Raw genomic sequence first — 13,334 nt, forward strand, 5'->3', positions numbered from 1 at the left:
CAGACCAGATAACAAGCAAGTGTGTGTGAGGTGGGCATGACCGAAACAGCTTCGAAACTGAGTTGGTTGCTGGACGATTTCGTCCAGGGCGTGCACGGCGCGGACCACGCCGTGGTGTTGTCCAACGATGGCCTCGTGATCGCCAAGTCCGCCGGGCTGGACCGTGACTCCGCCGACAAGCTGGCCGCCGCTTCGTCGAGCATGCGCAGCATCGGCAAGGGCGTCAGCAAGGACTTCGGCCGCGGCACGGTGGCGCAGACGCACGTCGAGATGGAGCGCGGTTTCCTGTTCGTCTCCGCTGCCGGTAGCGGTGCGTGCCTGGCCGTGCTCAGCGCGTCCGAGGCCGACATCGAGTTGGTGGCCTACGAGATGGGCCGGTTGATCACCCGGGTTGGTTCCTTCCTGTCGGCCGCTCCGCGGGAACTGCGCGGTGTGGCTGCGGAAAGGACCTGACGGTGGACGAGGCGTGGTATGACGATGAAGCGGGCCCGATAGTCCGCCCGTACACGATCACGCGCGGTCGGACACCCGGCAGACACACCCGGCTCGACACGGCAACGCAGGTGGTGACCGTCGAGCCGCGTCCGGAGTCACCGAGGCTGGAGTTGACGCCCGAGCACCGGATCATCCTGGACGCTTGCGTTCGTCCAGTGTCGCTCGCCGAGCTCGCCGTCATGCTGACCCAGCCGTTGGGCGTGGTCCGGGTCCTGTGCAGCGATCTGCTCGACCATGGCGCCGTCTTCGTGCGCTCGCCTCGTACAGAAGTCAGCCGAGAAATCTTGGAGCAGGTATACCGTGGGCTTTGCAGACTCTAGATTCGCTGCCGGAGGCCGGCCGCGCTCGAAGCGGGACAGCCAGCAAGCGAGTGGCCAGATCGGGGACACCGCGGGTGCCAATGCCGCGCCGATCCCGGTCAAGCTGGTCGTCGCCGGCGGTTTCGGGGTGGGCAAGACGACCCTCGTCGGTGCGGTCAGCGAAATTCCTCCGCTGACCACCGAGGAGGAGATGACCGTCGCCAGTGAGGGTGTTGACGACCTTACCGGCGTCGACCGGAAGGAAACCACCACGGTAGCGCTGGACTTCGGGCGCATCACCATCTCGGACGAGATCGTGCTGTACCTGTTCGGCGCGCCGGGCCAGAACCGGTTCTGGCCGTTGTGGAACGACTTGGCGCTCGGCGCGGTCGGTGCCGTGGTGCTGGTCGACACGCGGAAGCTGGAAGAGGCGTTCGCCTCGGTGGACTTCTTCGAGCGGCGCGGCATCCCGTTCGTGGTGGCCGTCAACATCTTCGACGACGCCTACCACTACGAGCCGGAGGAGGTGCGCGAGGCACTGGTGATCCCGGCGGCGGTGCCGATCGTGATCTGCGACGCGCGGGATCGCGAACTGACCAAGAACGCGCTGATCACGTTGGTGCGCCACGCGATCGACCGGACGCCGTCGGCCGCGGAAGCCGGCTGACGCGCGAAAATTCGGCGGGGCGTGACCGGAAATGCCGGTCACGCCCCATTTCTTCGGCTGCTTTAGTTCGCGACCGGTTCGGCGCGGCAGCGGAAGGGACGCAGCACCAGCGGGGCGTGGGTCAGGCGGTAGCCGGGCACCTTCTCCGGGGTCTTGGCGATGTCGGCCAGGATCTCGCCGACGTATTCGAGGTGGCTGTGGTCGTAGACGCGGCGCGGGAGCGCCAGCCGGACCAGCTCGAACGGCGCCGGGGTGATCAGCTCGTCGTTGGCGTCCAGCACGCCGAGGTACAGCGATCCCACCTCGGCGCAGCGGATTCCGCCTTCCCGGTACAGCGCGCAGGCCAGGGCGTGGCCGGGGAAGTGTCGGGGTTCCAGGTGCGGCAGCAGTCGCCCCGCGTTGAGGTAGATGCCGTGCAGCCCGGCTGGGCGCACCGTGTCCACGCCGGCCTCGTGCGCTCGGCTTGCGAGGAAGGCCGCCTCCCGCTCGCGGTCGGCGAGGTAGTGCGGGTCCAGCACTTCGCGCAGTCCCTGCCCGAGCTGTTCCAGGGTGTGCCCGGTCAGGCCCCCGTAGGTGCGGAAGCCCTCGGTGGCGATGACGTCGACCTCGCAACGGTCGGCCAGTTCGGTGTCATGCAGGCCGATGAACGCGCCTTCCGGCGAGAGCCCGTCCTTTTTCAGGCTGGCCACCGCGCCGTCGGCGAGTTCGAACGCGCGCCGGGCGACGTCGCGGGGGCTCCAGTGCTCGTAGCCCGGCTCGCGTCGGGTGACCAGCCAGGCGTTCTCGGCGAAGCGGGCGGCGTCCAGGATCAGCGGCACGCCGTGCGCGCGGGCCACGGCGCTGATCGCTTCCAGGTTGGCCATCGAGACCGGCTGTCCGCCAAGGCCGTTGTTGGTGATGGTGACCAGGATCTGCCCGACGCGGTGGCCGTCGGGTCCGGTGAGGACGTTGCGGACCGCCTCGACGTCGATGTTGCCCTTGAACGGAAGCTCGCCGTCGAGGTCGGCGGCCTCCGGACACGGTAGGTCACGCGCCTCCGCGCCCAGGCGCTCCACGTTGGCCCGGGTGGTGTCGAAGTGGGTGTTGCTGATGCTGATCTTGTCCGGACCGAGCAGCGCGCTGAACAGCACCCGCTCGGCGGCCCGGCCCTGGTGAACCGGTAGCACGTGCCGGTACGGCACGATGTCGCGCACCGATTCGCGGAACCGGAAGAACGATTCCGCGCCGGCGTAGCGCTCGTCGGCTCGCTGCGCCCATGCCTGCTGGTCGATGGAGACCGCCCCGGTGCCCGAGTCCGACAGCAGGTCGATGCTGACTCGGTCGGCCGGGATGTTGAACGGGTTGTGCCCGGCGCGGTCCAGTTCCTGCAGGCGTTGTTCCCGAGTGGTGATCGGGATCGGTCGCACGACGGCGGCGACGAAGGGCCGGAGATGCGGCATGTGGCGTTGCTCCTAGGTGGGTTCCTGTCCGTATCGCCGAGTCCGGATGCAGTGGGCTCGGCGACGTGTGGGTTACCGGGCCTGCCGGTGAGTCCCGCCGTACGCCTCGGAGGAGACGTAGACGGTGGTCCCGGTCCGGTTCGGACTCAGCCGAAGCGACACGTGCGCGAGCAGGCCCGCGTTGGCCGCCAGCTCACGGTCCGTGACCGCGGCGATCACCTCGTCCAGTAGCGCCGGGGAGATCCGGTGTTGCCGAAGGTGCCGCTGCAGCCGCTCTCGTGCCACGGCGTCGTCCCGCACGTAGTCGCGGATCGGCATGTAGAGGCTGTAGTTGCTGGGCTTGTCCTGGTCGCCTTCGACGAAGGAGTAGCTGGAGATCAGCGGGCGGCCCCGGAAGACCGGGGTGTCCCCGGCGAGCAGCGAGCAGAACTCGCGGACCTGCGCGGGATCGATGCCGGGCACCGCCGAGGCGGCGAACTCGACATCGTCGGCCTGTGCGGCGTGATGGCCGATGTAGAGCTTCACTCGGGACTGCCGGCTGTGGTCCAGATCGAGCGCGAAGAAGGACAACCGGTCGAGTTCGCCGCGCTGCAACGCATACTTGCTGACCGTCCGGTACGCGTCGGCCATGCCGAGGCGTTCGAAAGCCTCCGCCACCAGCGCCGGTGCGGCCTCCGCCCCGGACACCTCGGGGTTGAAGTACATCTTGAATTTCGGTGTGCCGTCGGCGTCGAAGATGAACGAGAACCACCAGGAGAACTTGCCCTGCGGGTCGGTGCCGGAGAACAGGTCCTGAACGGCGCGCAGCCGGTCCAGGGAGAGGTCGTAGCGGTCCGCCAGGTCGTCGATCAGGTTCCGGGCGGCCCGCAGGTTGGCCGCGGGGCCGGGGTGGGCCGGGAGGGTTTCGGCGAGGATCCGCAGGTGCCGTGCGCCATTGTCGTCGAATTGGACGGAGAACTCGATCGGGGTCGCGTCATCGGCCACATCGGACGGCCACAGCGGCGGTTCGGACAAAGGTCTCGAATCGGCGGCCCCGAGCACTCCGCCGAGTAATCGGACCGGTTCATCGGCGTCGATGCCGACTACCCGGCAGAGGTTCCGCAACTGGCTCTTGGTTAACTCACCCAGCGTGGTACCGACATCGCGCAGCATGGTAACCCCGATCAGTGTGATTTCAGCGTAAGACAGCACAGGTTTAAGTGACGGCCGGTTACGATAATATGCCAATTCGGGGGTTACCACCCCTGTCGGAGTGATCTTTCGCATTGTTTACTTGCACGATGGAACGAGTTGCGAATGCGGAGCGTAACGAAAGCATCTAGACATGCTGTCGAGATCAAACCGTGATGTAGCGGGGGTTGGATGCGTGGACCGCGGACAATCGAGTGTCTAAATGGGCTGCCACATCGTCCGCTTACGACTATTCGAAAATTGCTCGGGTTTGGCCGTTGCGGTGGGTTTGCGTTCACGGGCGGTTCGCCGGCCGGTTGAACAACGGGATCAGCACGTCGTCGACTATCTCGACGATGACTTCGTCCGGAATCGGAACTCCGTTGAACAGGAAGTGATTGCGCAGCAACGCCTGACCTGCCTCCAGGCGTCGCGGGGTGATCTCGGTCGCGTCGATCTCGCCGCGCTCGGCGGCCCGGCGGGTGATCTCCTGCATCCGCCGACGGCCCGCGCCCTGCGAATGCTGCCGCATCTCGGCAGTCCGGGCCGGATCGTGCAACGCATCACTGAGCACGCCGCGCAACGCCTCGCCGGCCGGACCGGCGAGCAATTCGGCGATCTCGCGGAGCACCGCGAGCAGGTCGCCGCGCAGGCTGCCGGTGTCCGGTATGGACGATGGGTCGGGCAGTTGGTGATAGACCGCATCCATCACCAGCTCCATGCGGGTCGGCCACCGCCGGTACAGCGACGCCTTGCCGGTCCGGGCACGTTCGGCGACCCGTTCCATGGTCAACTTCGCGTAGCCGCGCTCCGCCAACTCGGCCAGCACGGCCTGGAAAATGGCCGTGTCCAGGTCTTTTCCGCGCCGTCGCGGTCGCTTCCGGTGGTCGGTGACCCCGGTGGTCTCATCCGGCGGCAATGCTGCTCCCCTCGGGGCCGGTAGCGGCGGTGACGACCCCGCGGTCGCCGTCCACGGTGACGAGTCTGCCTTCCACCAGGTCCGCGGTGCCGGTGGCGGTGCCCATCACCGCCGGAATCCCGTACTCGCGGGCCACGATCGCGGCATGCGAGGCGACCCCGCCGGTGTCGACGACCACCGCCGCCGCGCGTTGGAACAGCGGCGTCCAGGACGGGTTGGTGTACGGGCAGACGAGCACGTCGCCACTGGCCAGCCTGCCGAACTCCGCCGGGTCGCGGACGATCCGGACCGGCCCGGTGGCGGTGCCGCCGCCGGCCGGGGCCCCGGCCGCCAGGGCATCGCCGCTCGACCGGTCCGGAAAGACCGCGCGCGGATCGATCAGCCGGACCCCGGCGAGCTCCTCGCGTGTGGCCGTGCGCGCCCGAACCACGGCACGCAGCTGGTCAGCTCGGCCCGGTGCCAGCGGCTCGGCGAGCTCCTCCACTTCTTCCAGCCGCAGGTGGAACACCTCGTGCGGGGCAGCTAGCACGCCTGCGCCGACGAGCCGTCGGCTGATCTCCAGCAGACTGCGGCGCAGGATCGGCAGCGGCTCGGTGAAGTAGAAGTGGCTGACCTCGCGGAAGGCGATGCCCGCGCGGGCCGCATCGATCCAGCGCCGCAGGCGATCGCGAAGCCGACCGCGGCGCAACAGTGGGTGCGTGCACAGCCGGGCCAGCGCCTGTTCGGCGCGATCCGTGGCGGGCGTTGGCGGCCGTTCGGCCAGCAGCTTCACCAGCGAGAGGACGGTTTCCGGGGCTTCGCCCCAGGTGGGTGGCGAAACGAGCAGCGGGGTGGCGGTCTCCCGGTGCCCGTATTCGGCCAGGAACTCGGCAAGTTCGTGGCGGAATACGCCGAATTCCCGCAACTTCGCCGGATCGCGATCGGCGATGGCGGACCGCAGCCGGGAATTCCGCCGCACCTTTTCGGCGAGCCCGGCCAATGCGCGGTTCGCATCCTCGGTTCGGGTCGATGCGCCGAGGATGACTTCGCGCATCAGCCCCGAGCGTCCGAGCAATTTCAACACCGCGAACAGGCGCAGCAGCGCGAGACCGGTTCGCGGCAGGTAGTCGATGCGCAGATCGGCCACCGGGGCGACCACCGCGAAGATCCGGCGGGGCAGCCGGATCAGGTCGGTCCAGGACATCGCCGCGAGGTCGAGTTCGGCCAGTCCCCGGACCTGGCGGCGGAATTCGGCGAAGCGCGGATCGGCCGTCCAGCAGGCCGGATCGTGTCGCCAGGCCCGGGCGACCAGTCGCACCGGAGCGGTCAACGACTTCGGTGTAAGCCGCGGGGTGGCCGGGACCAGCTGGTAGACCACGCCGTCCGCCTCGCGCAGGAAGTCCTCGAAAATGCCGTGCAGGCCCACGCTTTCGGTCACCTTGGCCATCAGGCCGGCTGGCCCGTGCGGCACCCAGGTGCTCATGTCCATCGGGTAGGGCCGCACCGGAACGTACTCCAGCAGCACCGACGCGAGCCGCCGCTGGATCCAGTTGAGCCGCACCGGTGGGGGCGGGACCGCGGTCATCGGGCGGGCCTGCAGAAGCCGCACCCGCCCGTCGGCGCTGGCCCACTCGATGTCCTGCGGCCGTCCGAAATGCGCCGCCACCTCGGTGCCGAGCCGGGCGAGTTCGGCCAGCACGGCGTCATCGAGCCGTTGCGCCCCCGGTGAATCGCGGTCGTCGGTGGCGCGTGAAACACCACCGCCGGTCGCGCTGCGGAGGACGACTTCGCGTCGGCCGGGGGAGAACTCCCGCAGCGAGCCCCGCGCATCGAGCACGTAGTGATCGGGAGTGACCAGCCCGGACACCACGGCTTCGCCCAGCCCGGCGCTGGCTTCGATCACCACCTGCCCTCGATCGCCGCTGACCGGGTTCGCGGTGAACAGGACCCCGGCGAACTCCGCCTCGACCATCCGCTGCACGACCACTGCGATCCGCACCTCGTCCGGCGGAATGCCCAGCTTGGCGCGGTAGGCGACGGCCCGCTCCGTCCACAGTGAACCCCAGCAGCGGCGCACCGCGTCGAGCAATGCCGATTCGCCGAGGACGCCGAGGAAGGTGTCCTGCTGTCCGGCGAACGCCGCGCCGGGCAGATCCTCGGCGGTGGCGCTGGAACGCACCGCGACCGGCCCGCCGCCCAGCCGCCGGTATGCCTCGACGATGGCGGCCCGCAGTTCGTCTGGGATCGACGCCGACTCCAGCGCCGCCCGGGTCCCGGTGTCCGCGCCGAGACCTTCGGCGACCGCGGCGTAGGCGTCGGTGGTGATCACGAATCCGTCCGGCACCGGGAAGCCGGTGCGAAGGAGCTCGCCGAGGTTGGCGCCCTTGCCGCCGGCCAGCGCGAGGTCATCGCGGCCGACCATACGCAGCTCTGTCACCTGTGTCATCGCCGGTTCTCCACAGCAGAGGTGTCGACGTGGGCAGTGGTGCGCAGCGGGCGCGCGGGCAACAGCAGGGCGGGTAGCAGCATCAGCACGAGAACCGCAGCCATAGCGCCGTAAACCGGCGGGACGGCCTGCACCAGTGCCGCACCGATCACGGCCCGCTGCTCGCCGGACAGGCGGGTGAGGTCCCCGGTCGGTAGCGCGCCGAGCCGCCAGGTCAGCAGTGCGCCGACCACCGCGACACCGGTCGACGCGCCGATCTGCCGCAGGAAAGTCACCGATGCGGTCGCCGTGCCGAGATCCCGGTATGCCACGGCGTTCTGCACGACCAGCACCATGACCTGCATGACGAGGCCGATCCCGAGGCCGATCAGCAGCATCGCCCCGCCGATCGGCCACGCGCCGGACCGGGCCCCGGCGAACACGGCCAGCAGCGCTAAGCCTATCGAGGCCAAGGCGATCCCGGCGGCCGGAAATCCCTTGTAGCGGCCGGTTCGGGTGATGAGCCGACCGGCGGACACCGTGGTGATCAGCACCCCGGCCATCAGCGCGGTCACCAGCAGCCCCGCGTGCGTGGCGGTCGAGCCGAGGACTATCTGCAAAAAGGCGGGCAGATAGGTCACGGTGCCGAACAGGGTGCAGCCGACAACGAAGCTGATCGAGACCGAGATGGCGAAGGCCGGATCGCGGAACAACCGCAGCGGGACGATCGGGTCCGCTGCCAGCCGCGCGCTGAGCAGCCACGTCACCCCGGCGGCGACGGTCACCGCGCCGAGCACGGGCCGCAGCCAGGCGGGCTCTGCGGGCCGGCCCACCAGCGCGGCCAGCAGGACGATCCCGACGATCGCGGCGGCCAGCGAGAGCGACCCGGCGAGGTCGATCGGCGGGCGCGCGGTCGGTGCCGGCAGCCGCAGCGCGCGGGTCAGTACCACGAAGGCGATCAGTCCCAGCGGCGGGTAGATCGCGAAGATCCACCGCCAGCTGAGCTGGTCGATGAAGAACCCGCCCAGCAGCGGGCCGCCGACGGCCGCGACCACGTACGCCGCGCCGATCAGCCCCAGGTACCGGCCGCGCTCGCGCGGGCTGACGATCTCGCCGATGATCGCCTGCGCGCCGATCATCAGGCCGCCGCCCCCGGCGCCCTGCACCACTCGGTAGGCGATGAGCTGCGGCATCGACGTGGCGACCGCGCACAGCGCGGCGCCGGCGACGAAAACCACGATCGCCGCCTGAATGGCGGGCTTTCGGCCGAACCGGTCGCCGAGCTTGCCGTAGAGCGGCATCACCACGGTGGCGGCGACCAGGTAGGCGGTGACCACGACTGGCATCTGGTCGAGCCCGCCGAGGTCACCGGCGACCGAGGGCAGCGCGGGCGCCATGATCGTCTGGTCCAGTGCGCCGAGCAGCATGGCGAGCATCAGCCCGGGCAGCACCCGGGCCACCGAGACGGAGTGCGCCGCCATGCCGCTTCCTCGTTAGAAAACGGTCCGTTCTCTAACGCTAGCGCTGCCGAGCCGACGGCACAACGGGCGGCGGCAAGGTTGCCGGCGGGCGTCGGGGCACGGGCCGGGTGGCCTCGGGCTCACTTCTCCCGTGGCACGCGGCCCATCAGGAAGAACTCGTCGTTCGGGCGCAGCGCCATCAGGTGCGCCAGCCGGTTGGACATCGCGAAGAACGCGGTGATCGCCCCGATGTCCCAGATCTCGTCGTCGGACAGTTGCGCCGCGCGGGCCGCGGCCAGCTCGCGCTCGCCGAATCGCGCTGAGTCCTGCGCCACCGACAGTGCCAGGTCCACGATGGCCCGCTGCCGCTCGCTCAGCGGCGCGCCCCACGGGTTCGCCGCGACGAGGTCGGCGACTTGGTCGTCCTTTGTGCGCACCCGCAGGATCGCGCCGTGCGCGACGATGCAGTACGTGCAGTGGTTGGCCGCCGAGGTGGTCACCACGACGAGCTCCCGCTCGGCCTTCGACAGCGCGGAGTCACGCTCCATCAGCGCGTCGTGGTAGTCGCAGAATGCCCGCAGCTCGGCGGGCCGGTGACCGAGTGCGAGGAACACATTGGGCACGAAGCCCGACTTCTCCGCGATGGCGCCGATGCGTTGCCGGAGGTCCTCGGGAAGATCTGCCAACCGCACCGACCCGAACCTGCTGATCTCTTCGCCCATGCCAGCACCGTATTACCGGGCCGATGCGGAGTCGATGGCGTCGGGTCTGTCGCGGGAGTCTCTCCGGTAGACTTCTTCGGCCGGGCGCAGAGTGGAAGTGAGAGTCTCGATGGCACGTGTTGGGGACCGCAACGTTTCCGCCGAAGGTTTCTCCGGGATCATCAGCCGCATCGACCCCTTCTGCTGGATCCCCGTGGTGCCGATGCTGGTCCTCGCGCTGGTGACCACCCTCATCGGGGTGCCGGGCCTGGGTCTGACGATGCTCATCTTCGCGCTGGTGATCCTGGCCTTCGACATCGGGGTGAACAGCCGCCGCAAGTCGGCGGCGCGCCGCCAGCCCCCGCGGCGCCCGCGCTACGACGATCTGGACGACCGGGATCTAGAGCCGCGCCGCCGCGCGCCCGCTCAGCGGCCCGCGCGCCCCGCTGCGCCCGAGCGCGCGGCAGCGCCGCGTAACGGTGGTGCGCCCAGCGGGGCTCCCCGCAACAACGCCGCCCGCAATGGGGCGACCCGTGCGGTGAACCAGCCGCGTCGCAACCCCGGCGGGCAGCGGCCTGCCGGCGGTCGCCCCGGCGCTCCCGGCGCCCGCCGCTGACCGTGCCCGACGATCTCAATGGAAGTCTGCGTGTCGATTTCCCTTGAAATCGCCCCCTGATCGCGGCCGCACGCGCGCGACGAGGCCACCGCCCCCTGAGGACTGTCGGGAACGGACACGACCCCGGGGGCCCGACAATCGCTCGCCACGGATGAGCGTTATCCCGAATTCGTGCGATCTCGGCCACGCCGTATTGGGCCCATCAGGCCCCCGCTCATTTTCGCTGGAAGGACGGCTTGTTACTGGTCGAACGGGTGAATGTTTTCCGGGGCAATACTACCGAGAGTTATCTACCCATCGGTAACTCGGCTGAGGTATCTACTCTTTTGGCCTAGGGTGATCACCGAATCGGTGGCTTGGAGATTTCGGAAAAACATGGCGGAATTTACCGGCGGCACCGCGCCGGGCAATCCCGCGCTAGCCGACACGGTTCCCATTAACCGGAACCAATGACACATGTCCGCACACCGGGAGGGCTGGAATGGATCTCCGGTACGAGGCTTTCTGCTTCGCAGATCCGCTCTTCTACGACGAGCAACACCGGTCCTCCGGTCCGCAAGACGACTACGCGCAACGGCTTTCCGAGCCGGGCGACGACTGGGCCGAGAGCGCGCCCGGGACGTGGCGGATGCTTCGTCCACGAGACGTCGACCTGCCCGATCAGGGCTGGAAGATCCACGTTTCAGCCACAATGGACAACGCGGAACGGGTGCTGTCGACCGTCCACGAGTACTGCTTGCGGGAACGCGTCGCGTTCAAGCACTTGCGCAGCCCCGGAGTTCTGCTGGCCCGCAACGCCAAATACGCACCTCGCTCCGCCAGCGGAAAGCTCGTCACCATTTATCCCTTGGACGAGCGCCAGCTGGAACGCGTGCTTACACAATTGTCCGAGCAATTGCGGGGCGAGCGGGGGCCGTACATCCTCAGCGATCTCCGCTACGGCTCGGGCCCGTTGTACGTGCGTTACGGCGGATTCGCGGAGCGGTGGGTGGAGCTGGACGGGACTCGCGTGCTCGCCATCCTGCGCCCGGACGGAGTTCTGGTTCCGGACAAGCGGGGGCCGAGTTTCTCCACCCCCGACTGGGTTGCCGTGCCCGACTGCCTCACCGAGTCGCTGAACGCGCGCAAAGGCGGTGATCCCGCGTCGCTTCCCTACCGCGTGACATCGTCGCTGCACTTCTCCAACGGCGGCGGTGTCTACCGCGCCGTGCGCCACGCCGACGATGAGCAGGTCGTGCTCAAGGAGGCCCGCCCGCATGCGGGCCTGGACCGTGACGGCACCGACGCGGTGGCCCGGCTGCACCGCGAGCACGACATCCTGCTCCGCCTCAAGGACATCGACGGAATTCCCACCGCGCACGAGCTGTTCCCGGTGTGGGAGCACACCTTCCTCGCCATGGACCTGGTGCCCGGCATTCCGCTCGGTTCGTGGTTGGCCCGCACCTATCCGCTCATCCGGCAGCACGCGGACGAGCAAGACGTCGCCGACTACACGCGCCGCGCCGTCGCCCTGCTGGAACGGGTCGAGCGATTACTCGACCGCGTGCACGAGCGGGGAGTGGTGTTCTGCGACCTGCACGGGCTCAACGTACTCGTCGATGAGGACGACAACGTCGCACTGATCGACTTCGAGATGGCCTCGGCCGAGGACGCGTCACGTCCCGCGCTCGGAGCGCCTGGTTTCCGCGCACCCAAGGACCGCACCGGCGTCGCCATCGACCGCTACGCGCTCGCCGCGCTGAAGCTCTGGATCTTCCTGCCGATGATTCCGCTGCTGGAGCTCGAACCGGGCAAACTGGCCGGATTCGTCGACATGATCGAACGCAGATTCCCGCTCCCGGCCGGCTACGGCGACGCGATCCGCAACGAACTGCGCTCCGCGGACACCGTCGTCTCCACAACCGAACTCGACCAGCCCGATCCGGACTGGGGTGTGGCCCGCAAGGGCCTCGCCGAAGCGATCCTCGGCTCCGCGACACCCGAACGCGACGACCGGTTGTTTCCCGGCGACATCGAGCAGTTCCGAGTCGGAGGTATCGGTTTCGGCTATGGTGCGGCGGGTGTCCTGCACGCACTGGATGTCGCGGGAATGGGCCGCTACCCGGAGCACGAGCGCTGGCTGATCGACGCGGTTCGCCGAACACAGCCGACCCGCCCCGGTTTCTTGGACGGCGCGCACGGAACCGCCTACGTGCTGGAGAATTTCGGCCACCACGACGAAGCGGACGCACTGCTCGACAGCGCCGAGCCGCTCGTCGCGCAGACCCGCGACCACGGTTTCGGCGCCGGCCTGTCCGGAATCGCGCTGAACCTGCTGCACTTCGCCGGTAGCCGGGGCGACCGCGAATTCCGCGAACGCGCCCGCAACCTTGGCGACCAACTGGCCGACGCACTGCCGCTGGCCCCGCCGCCGGGCGACGTCGGCCGGGCGGGACTGCTCGACGGTTGGTCCGGCCCGGCGCTGCTGTTCACCCACCTCTACGACGACACCGGCGACCGCGGCTGGCTCGAACTCGCCGACCGAGCGTTGCTCCGGGATCTCGACGAGTGCGTGACCACCGACGACGGTGCCCTCCAGGTCCGCGACGGCGCAGCACGCACCCTGCCGTACCTGGCGGTGGGAAGCGCCGGAATCGCGCTGGTGGCCGAGGAACTCGCCACGCGGCATCCCGAGGCGTCATGCCTGCAACGGCAGTCCGATCTGCTGCGCGGTTGCGTCGGGGAGTTCGTCATCCACCCCGGCCTGCTGTTCGGTCGCTGCGGCCTGCTCGCGGCGCTGGCCGCGGCGCAGCGACGTGCACCGGACCAGGTTTGGGCCGATGCGATCTCGCGGCACCTGGCCGCCCTGGGCTGGCATGCGATCCCTTACGGCGAAGGCGGAATCGCGATGCCCGGCAACCAGTTGCTGCGGCTGTCGATGGACTTCAGCACCGGCGGTGCCGGGGTGCTGACGACCGTTGCCGCCACTCTCGACGGGCACGGCCGCGTGCTGCCGTTCTTCAGCGCGGCACTGGGTCGATCCGCGGCATTGGCGCGATCCACGGCACCGGGCTGATCCGTGGCATTGGGTCGATCTGGGGCGTTGGGTCGATCCGCGGCACTGGGCTGATCTGCCCGTCCCACCCAAGACTCCGGCCGGATAGCGGCCGGTGAGTGAAAAGGAA

Annotated in this window: 11 protein-coding genes; 5 read left to right on the top strand and 6 right to left on the bottom strand. The window is 69.0% G+C overall.

The annotated features are described in order from the left end of the window. Positions 1 to 36 precede the first annotated feature (36 nt). From BJ970_RS25605 to BJ970_RS25615, 3 genes are read left to right on the top strand one after another with little or no spacing between them, the layout of a single operon-like run. The gene (locus tag BJ970_RS25605) at positions 37 to 453 is read left to right on the top strand and encodes a roadblock/LC7 domain-containing protein (RefSeq protein ID WP_184728561.1); all 417 of its coding nucleotides are present in this window, start codon (positions 37 to 39) and stop codon (positions 451 to 453) included. A gap of 2 nt (positions 454 to 455) precedes the next feature. Then, positions 456 to 815 carry a DUF742 domain-containing protein gene (locus BJ970_RS25610; protein WP_184728562.1) on the top strand — a complete coding sequence of 120 codons (360 nt, stop codon included), beginning with the start codon at positions 456 to 458 and terminating at the stop codon, positions 813 to 815. A 58-nt stretch (positions 816 to 873) separates the two neighbouring features. After that, positions 874 to 1,461: a GTP-binding protein gene (locus BJ970_RS25615; RefSeq protein WP_312864471.1), complete on the top strand. Its 588-nt coding sequence runs from the start codon at positions 874 to 876 to the stop codon at positions 1,459 to 1,461. A 62-nt stretch (positions 1,462 to 1,523) separates the two neighbouring features. Here BJ970_RS25615 and BJ970_RS25620 read toward each other — a convergent pair whose 3' ends face one another. From BJ970_RS25620 to BJ970_RS25645, 6 genes are all read right to left on the bottom strand, one after another. Then, a complete protein-coding gene (locus BJ970_RS25620; protein WP_184728564.1) occupies positions 1,524 to 2,900 on the bottom strand; it encodes a tryptophanase in 1,377 nt (458 codons plus the stop codon). A 72-nt stretch (positions 2,901 to 2,972) separates the two neighbouring features. Further along, entirely contained in the window at positions 2,973 to 4,052 is a 1,080-nt protein-coding gene (locus BJ970_RS25625; RefSeq protein WP_184728565.1) for a tryptophan dimethylallyltransferase family protein, read from the bottom strand. 313 nt (positions 4,053 to 4,365) lie between these two features. Beyond that, positions 4,366 to 4,989 carry a TetR/AcrR family transcriptional regulator gene (locus BJ970_RS25630; RefSeq protein WP_184728566.1) on the bottom strand — a complete coding sequence of 208 codons (624 nt, stop codon included), beginning with the start codon at positions 4,987 to 4,989 and terminating at the stop codon, positions 4,366 to 4,368. Further along, positions 4,976 to 7,414 (bottom strand): PEP/pyruvate-binding domain-containing protein, encoded by a 2,439-nt coding sequence (locus BJ970_RS25635; RefSeq protein WP_184728567.1) that lies wholly within the window; start codon positions 7,412 to 7,414, stop codon positions 4,976 to 4,978. The genes BJ970_RS25630 and BJ970_RS25635 overlap by 14 nt, the downstream gene beginning before the upstream one ends. After that, positions 7,411 to 8,874 (bottom strand): MFS transporter, encoded by a 1,464-nt coding sequence (locus BJ970_RS25640; protein WP_184728568.1) that lies wholly within the window; start codon positions 8,872 to 8,874, stop codon positions 7,411 to 7,413. The genes BJ970_RS25635 and BJ970_RS25640 overlap by 4 nt, the downstream gene beginning before the upstream one ends. 119 nt (positions 8,875 to 8,993) lie before the next feature. Next, positions 8,994 to 9,575 carry a peroxidase-related enzyme gene (locus BJ970_RS25645; protein WP_184728569.1) on the bottom strand — a complete coding sequence of 194 codons (582 nt, stop codon included), beginning with the start codon at positions 9,573 to 9,575 and terminating at the stop codon, positions 8,994 to 8,996. A 109-nt stretch (positions 9,576 to 9,684) separates the two neighbouring features. On the opposite strand from BJ970_RS25645, the gene BJ970_RS25650 reads away from it, so the two are divergent. Together BJ970_RS25650 and lanKC are read left to right on the top strand one after the other, a co-directional pair. Continuing rightward, on the top strand, positions 9,685 to 10,170 hold the full coding sequence (locus BJ970_RS25650; RefSeq protein WP_184728570.1) for a hypothetical protein: 486 nt from the start codon (positions 9,685 to 9,687) through the stop codon (positions 10,168 to 10,170). A gap of 481 nt (positions 10,171 to 10,651) precedes the next feature. Continuing rightward, entirely contained in the window at positions 10,652 to 13,225 is a 2,574-nt protein-coding gene (gene lanKC, locus BJ970_RS25655) for a class III lanthionine synthetase LanKC (protein ID WP_184728571.1), read from the top strand. The last annotated feature ends 109 nt before the right edge of the window (positions 13,226 to 13,334 follow it).

Origin of the sequence: Saccharopolyspora phatthalungensis (assembly GCF_014203395.1) — a bacterium.
Taxonomy (GTDB): Bacteria; Actinomycetota; Actinomycetes; order Mycobacteriales; family Pseudonocardiaceae; genus Saccharopolyspora; species Saccharopolyspora phatthalungensis.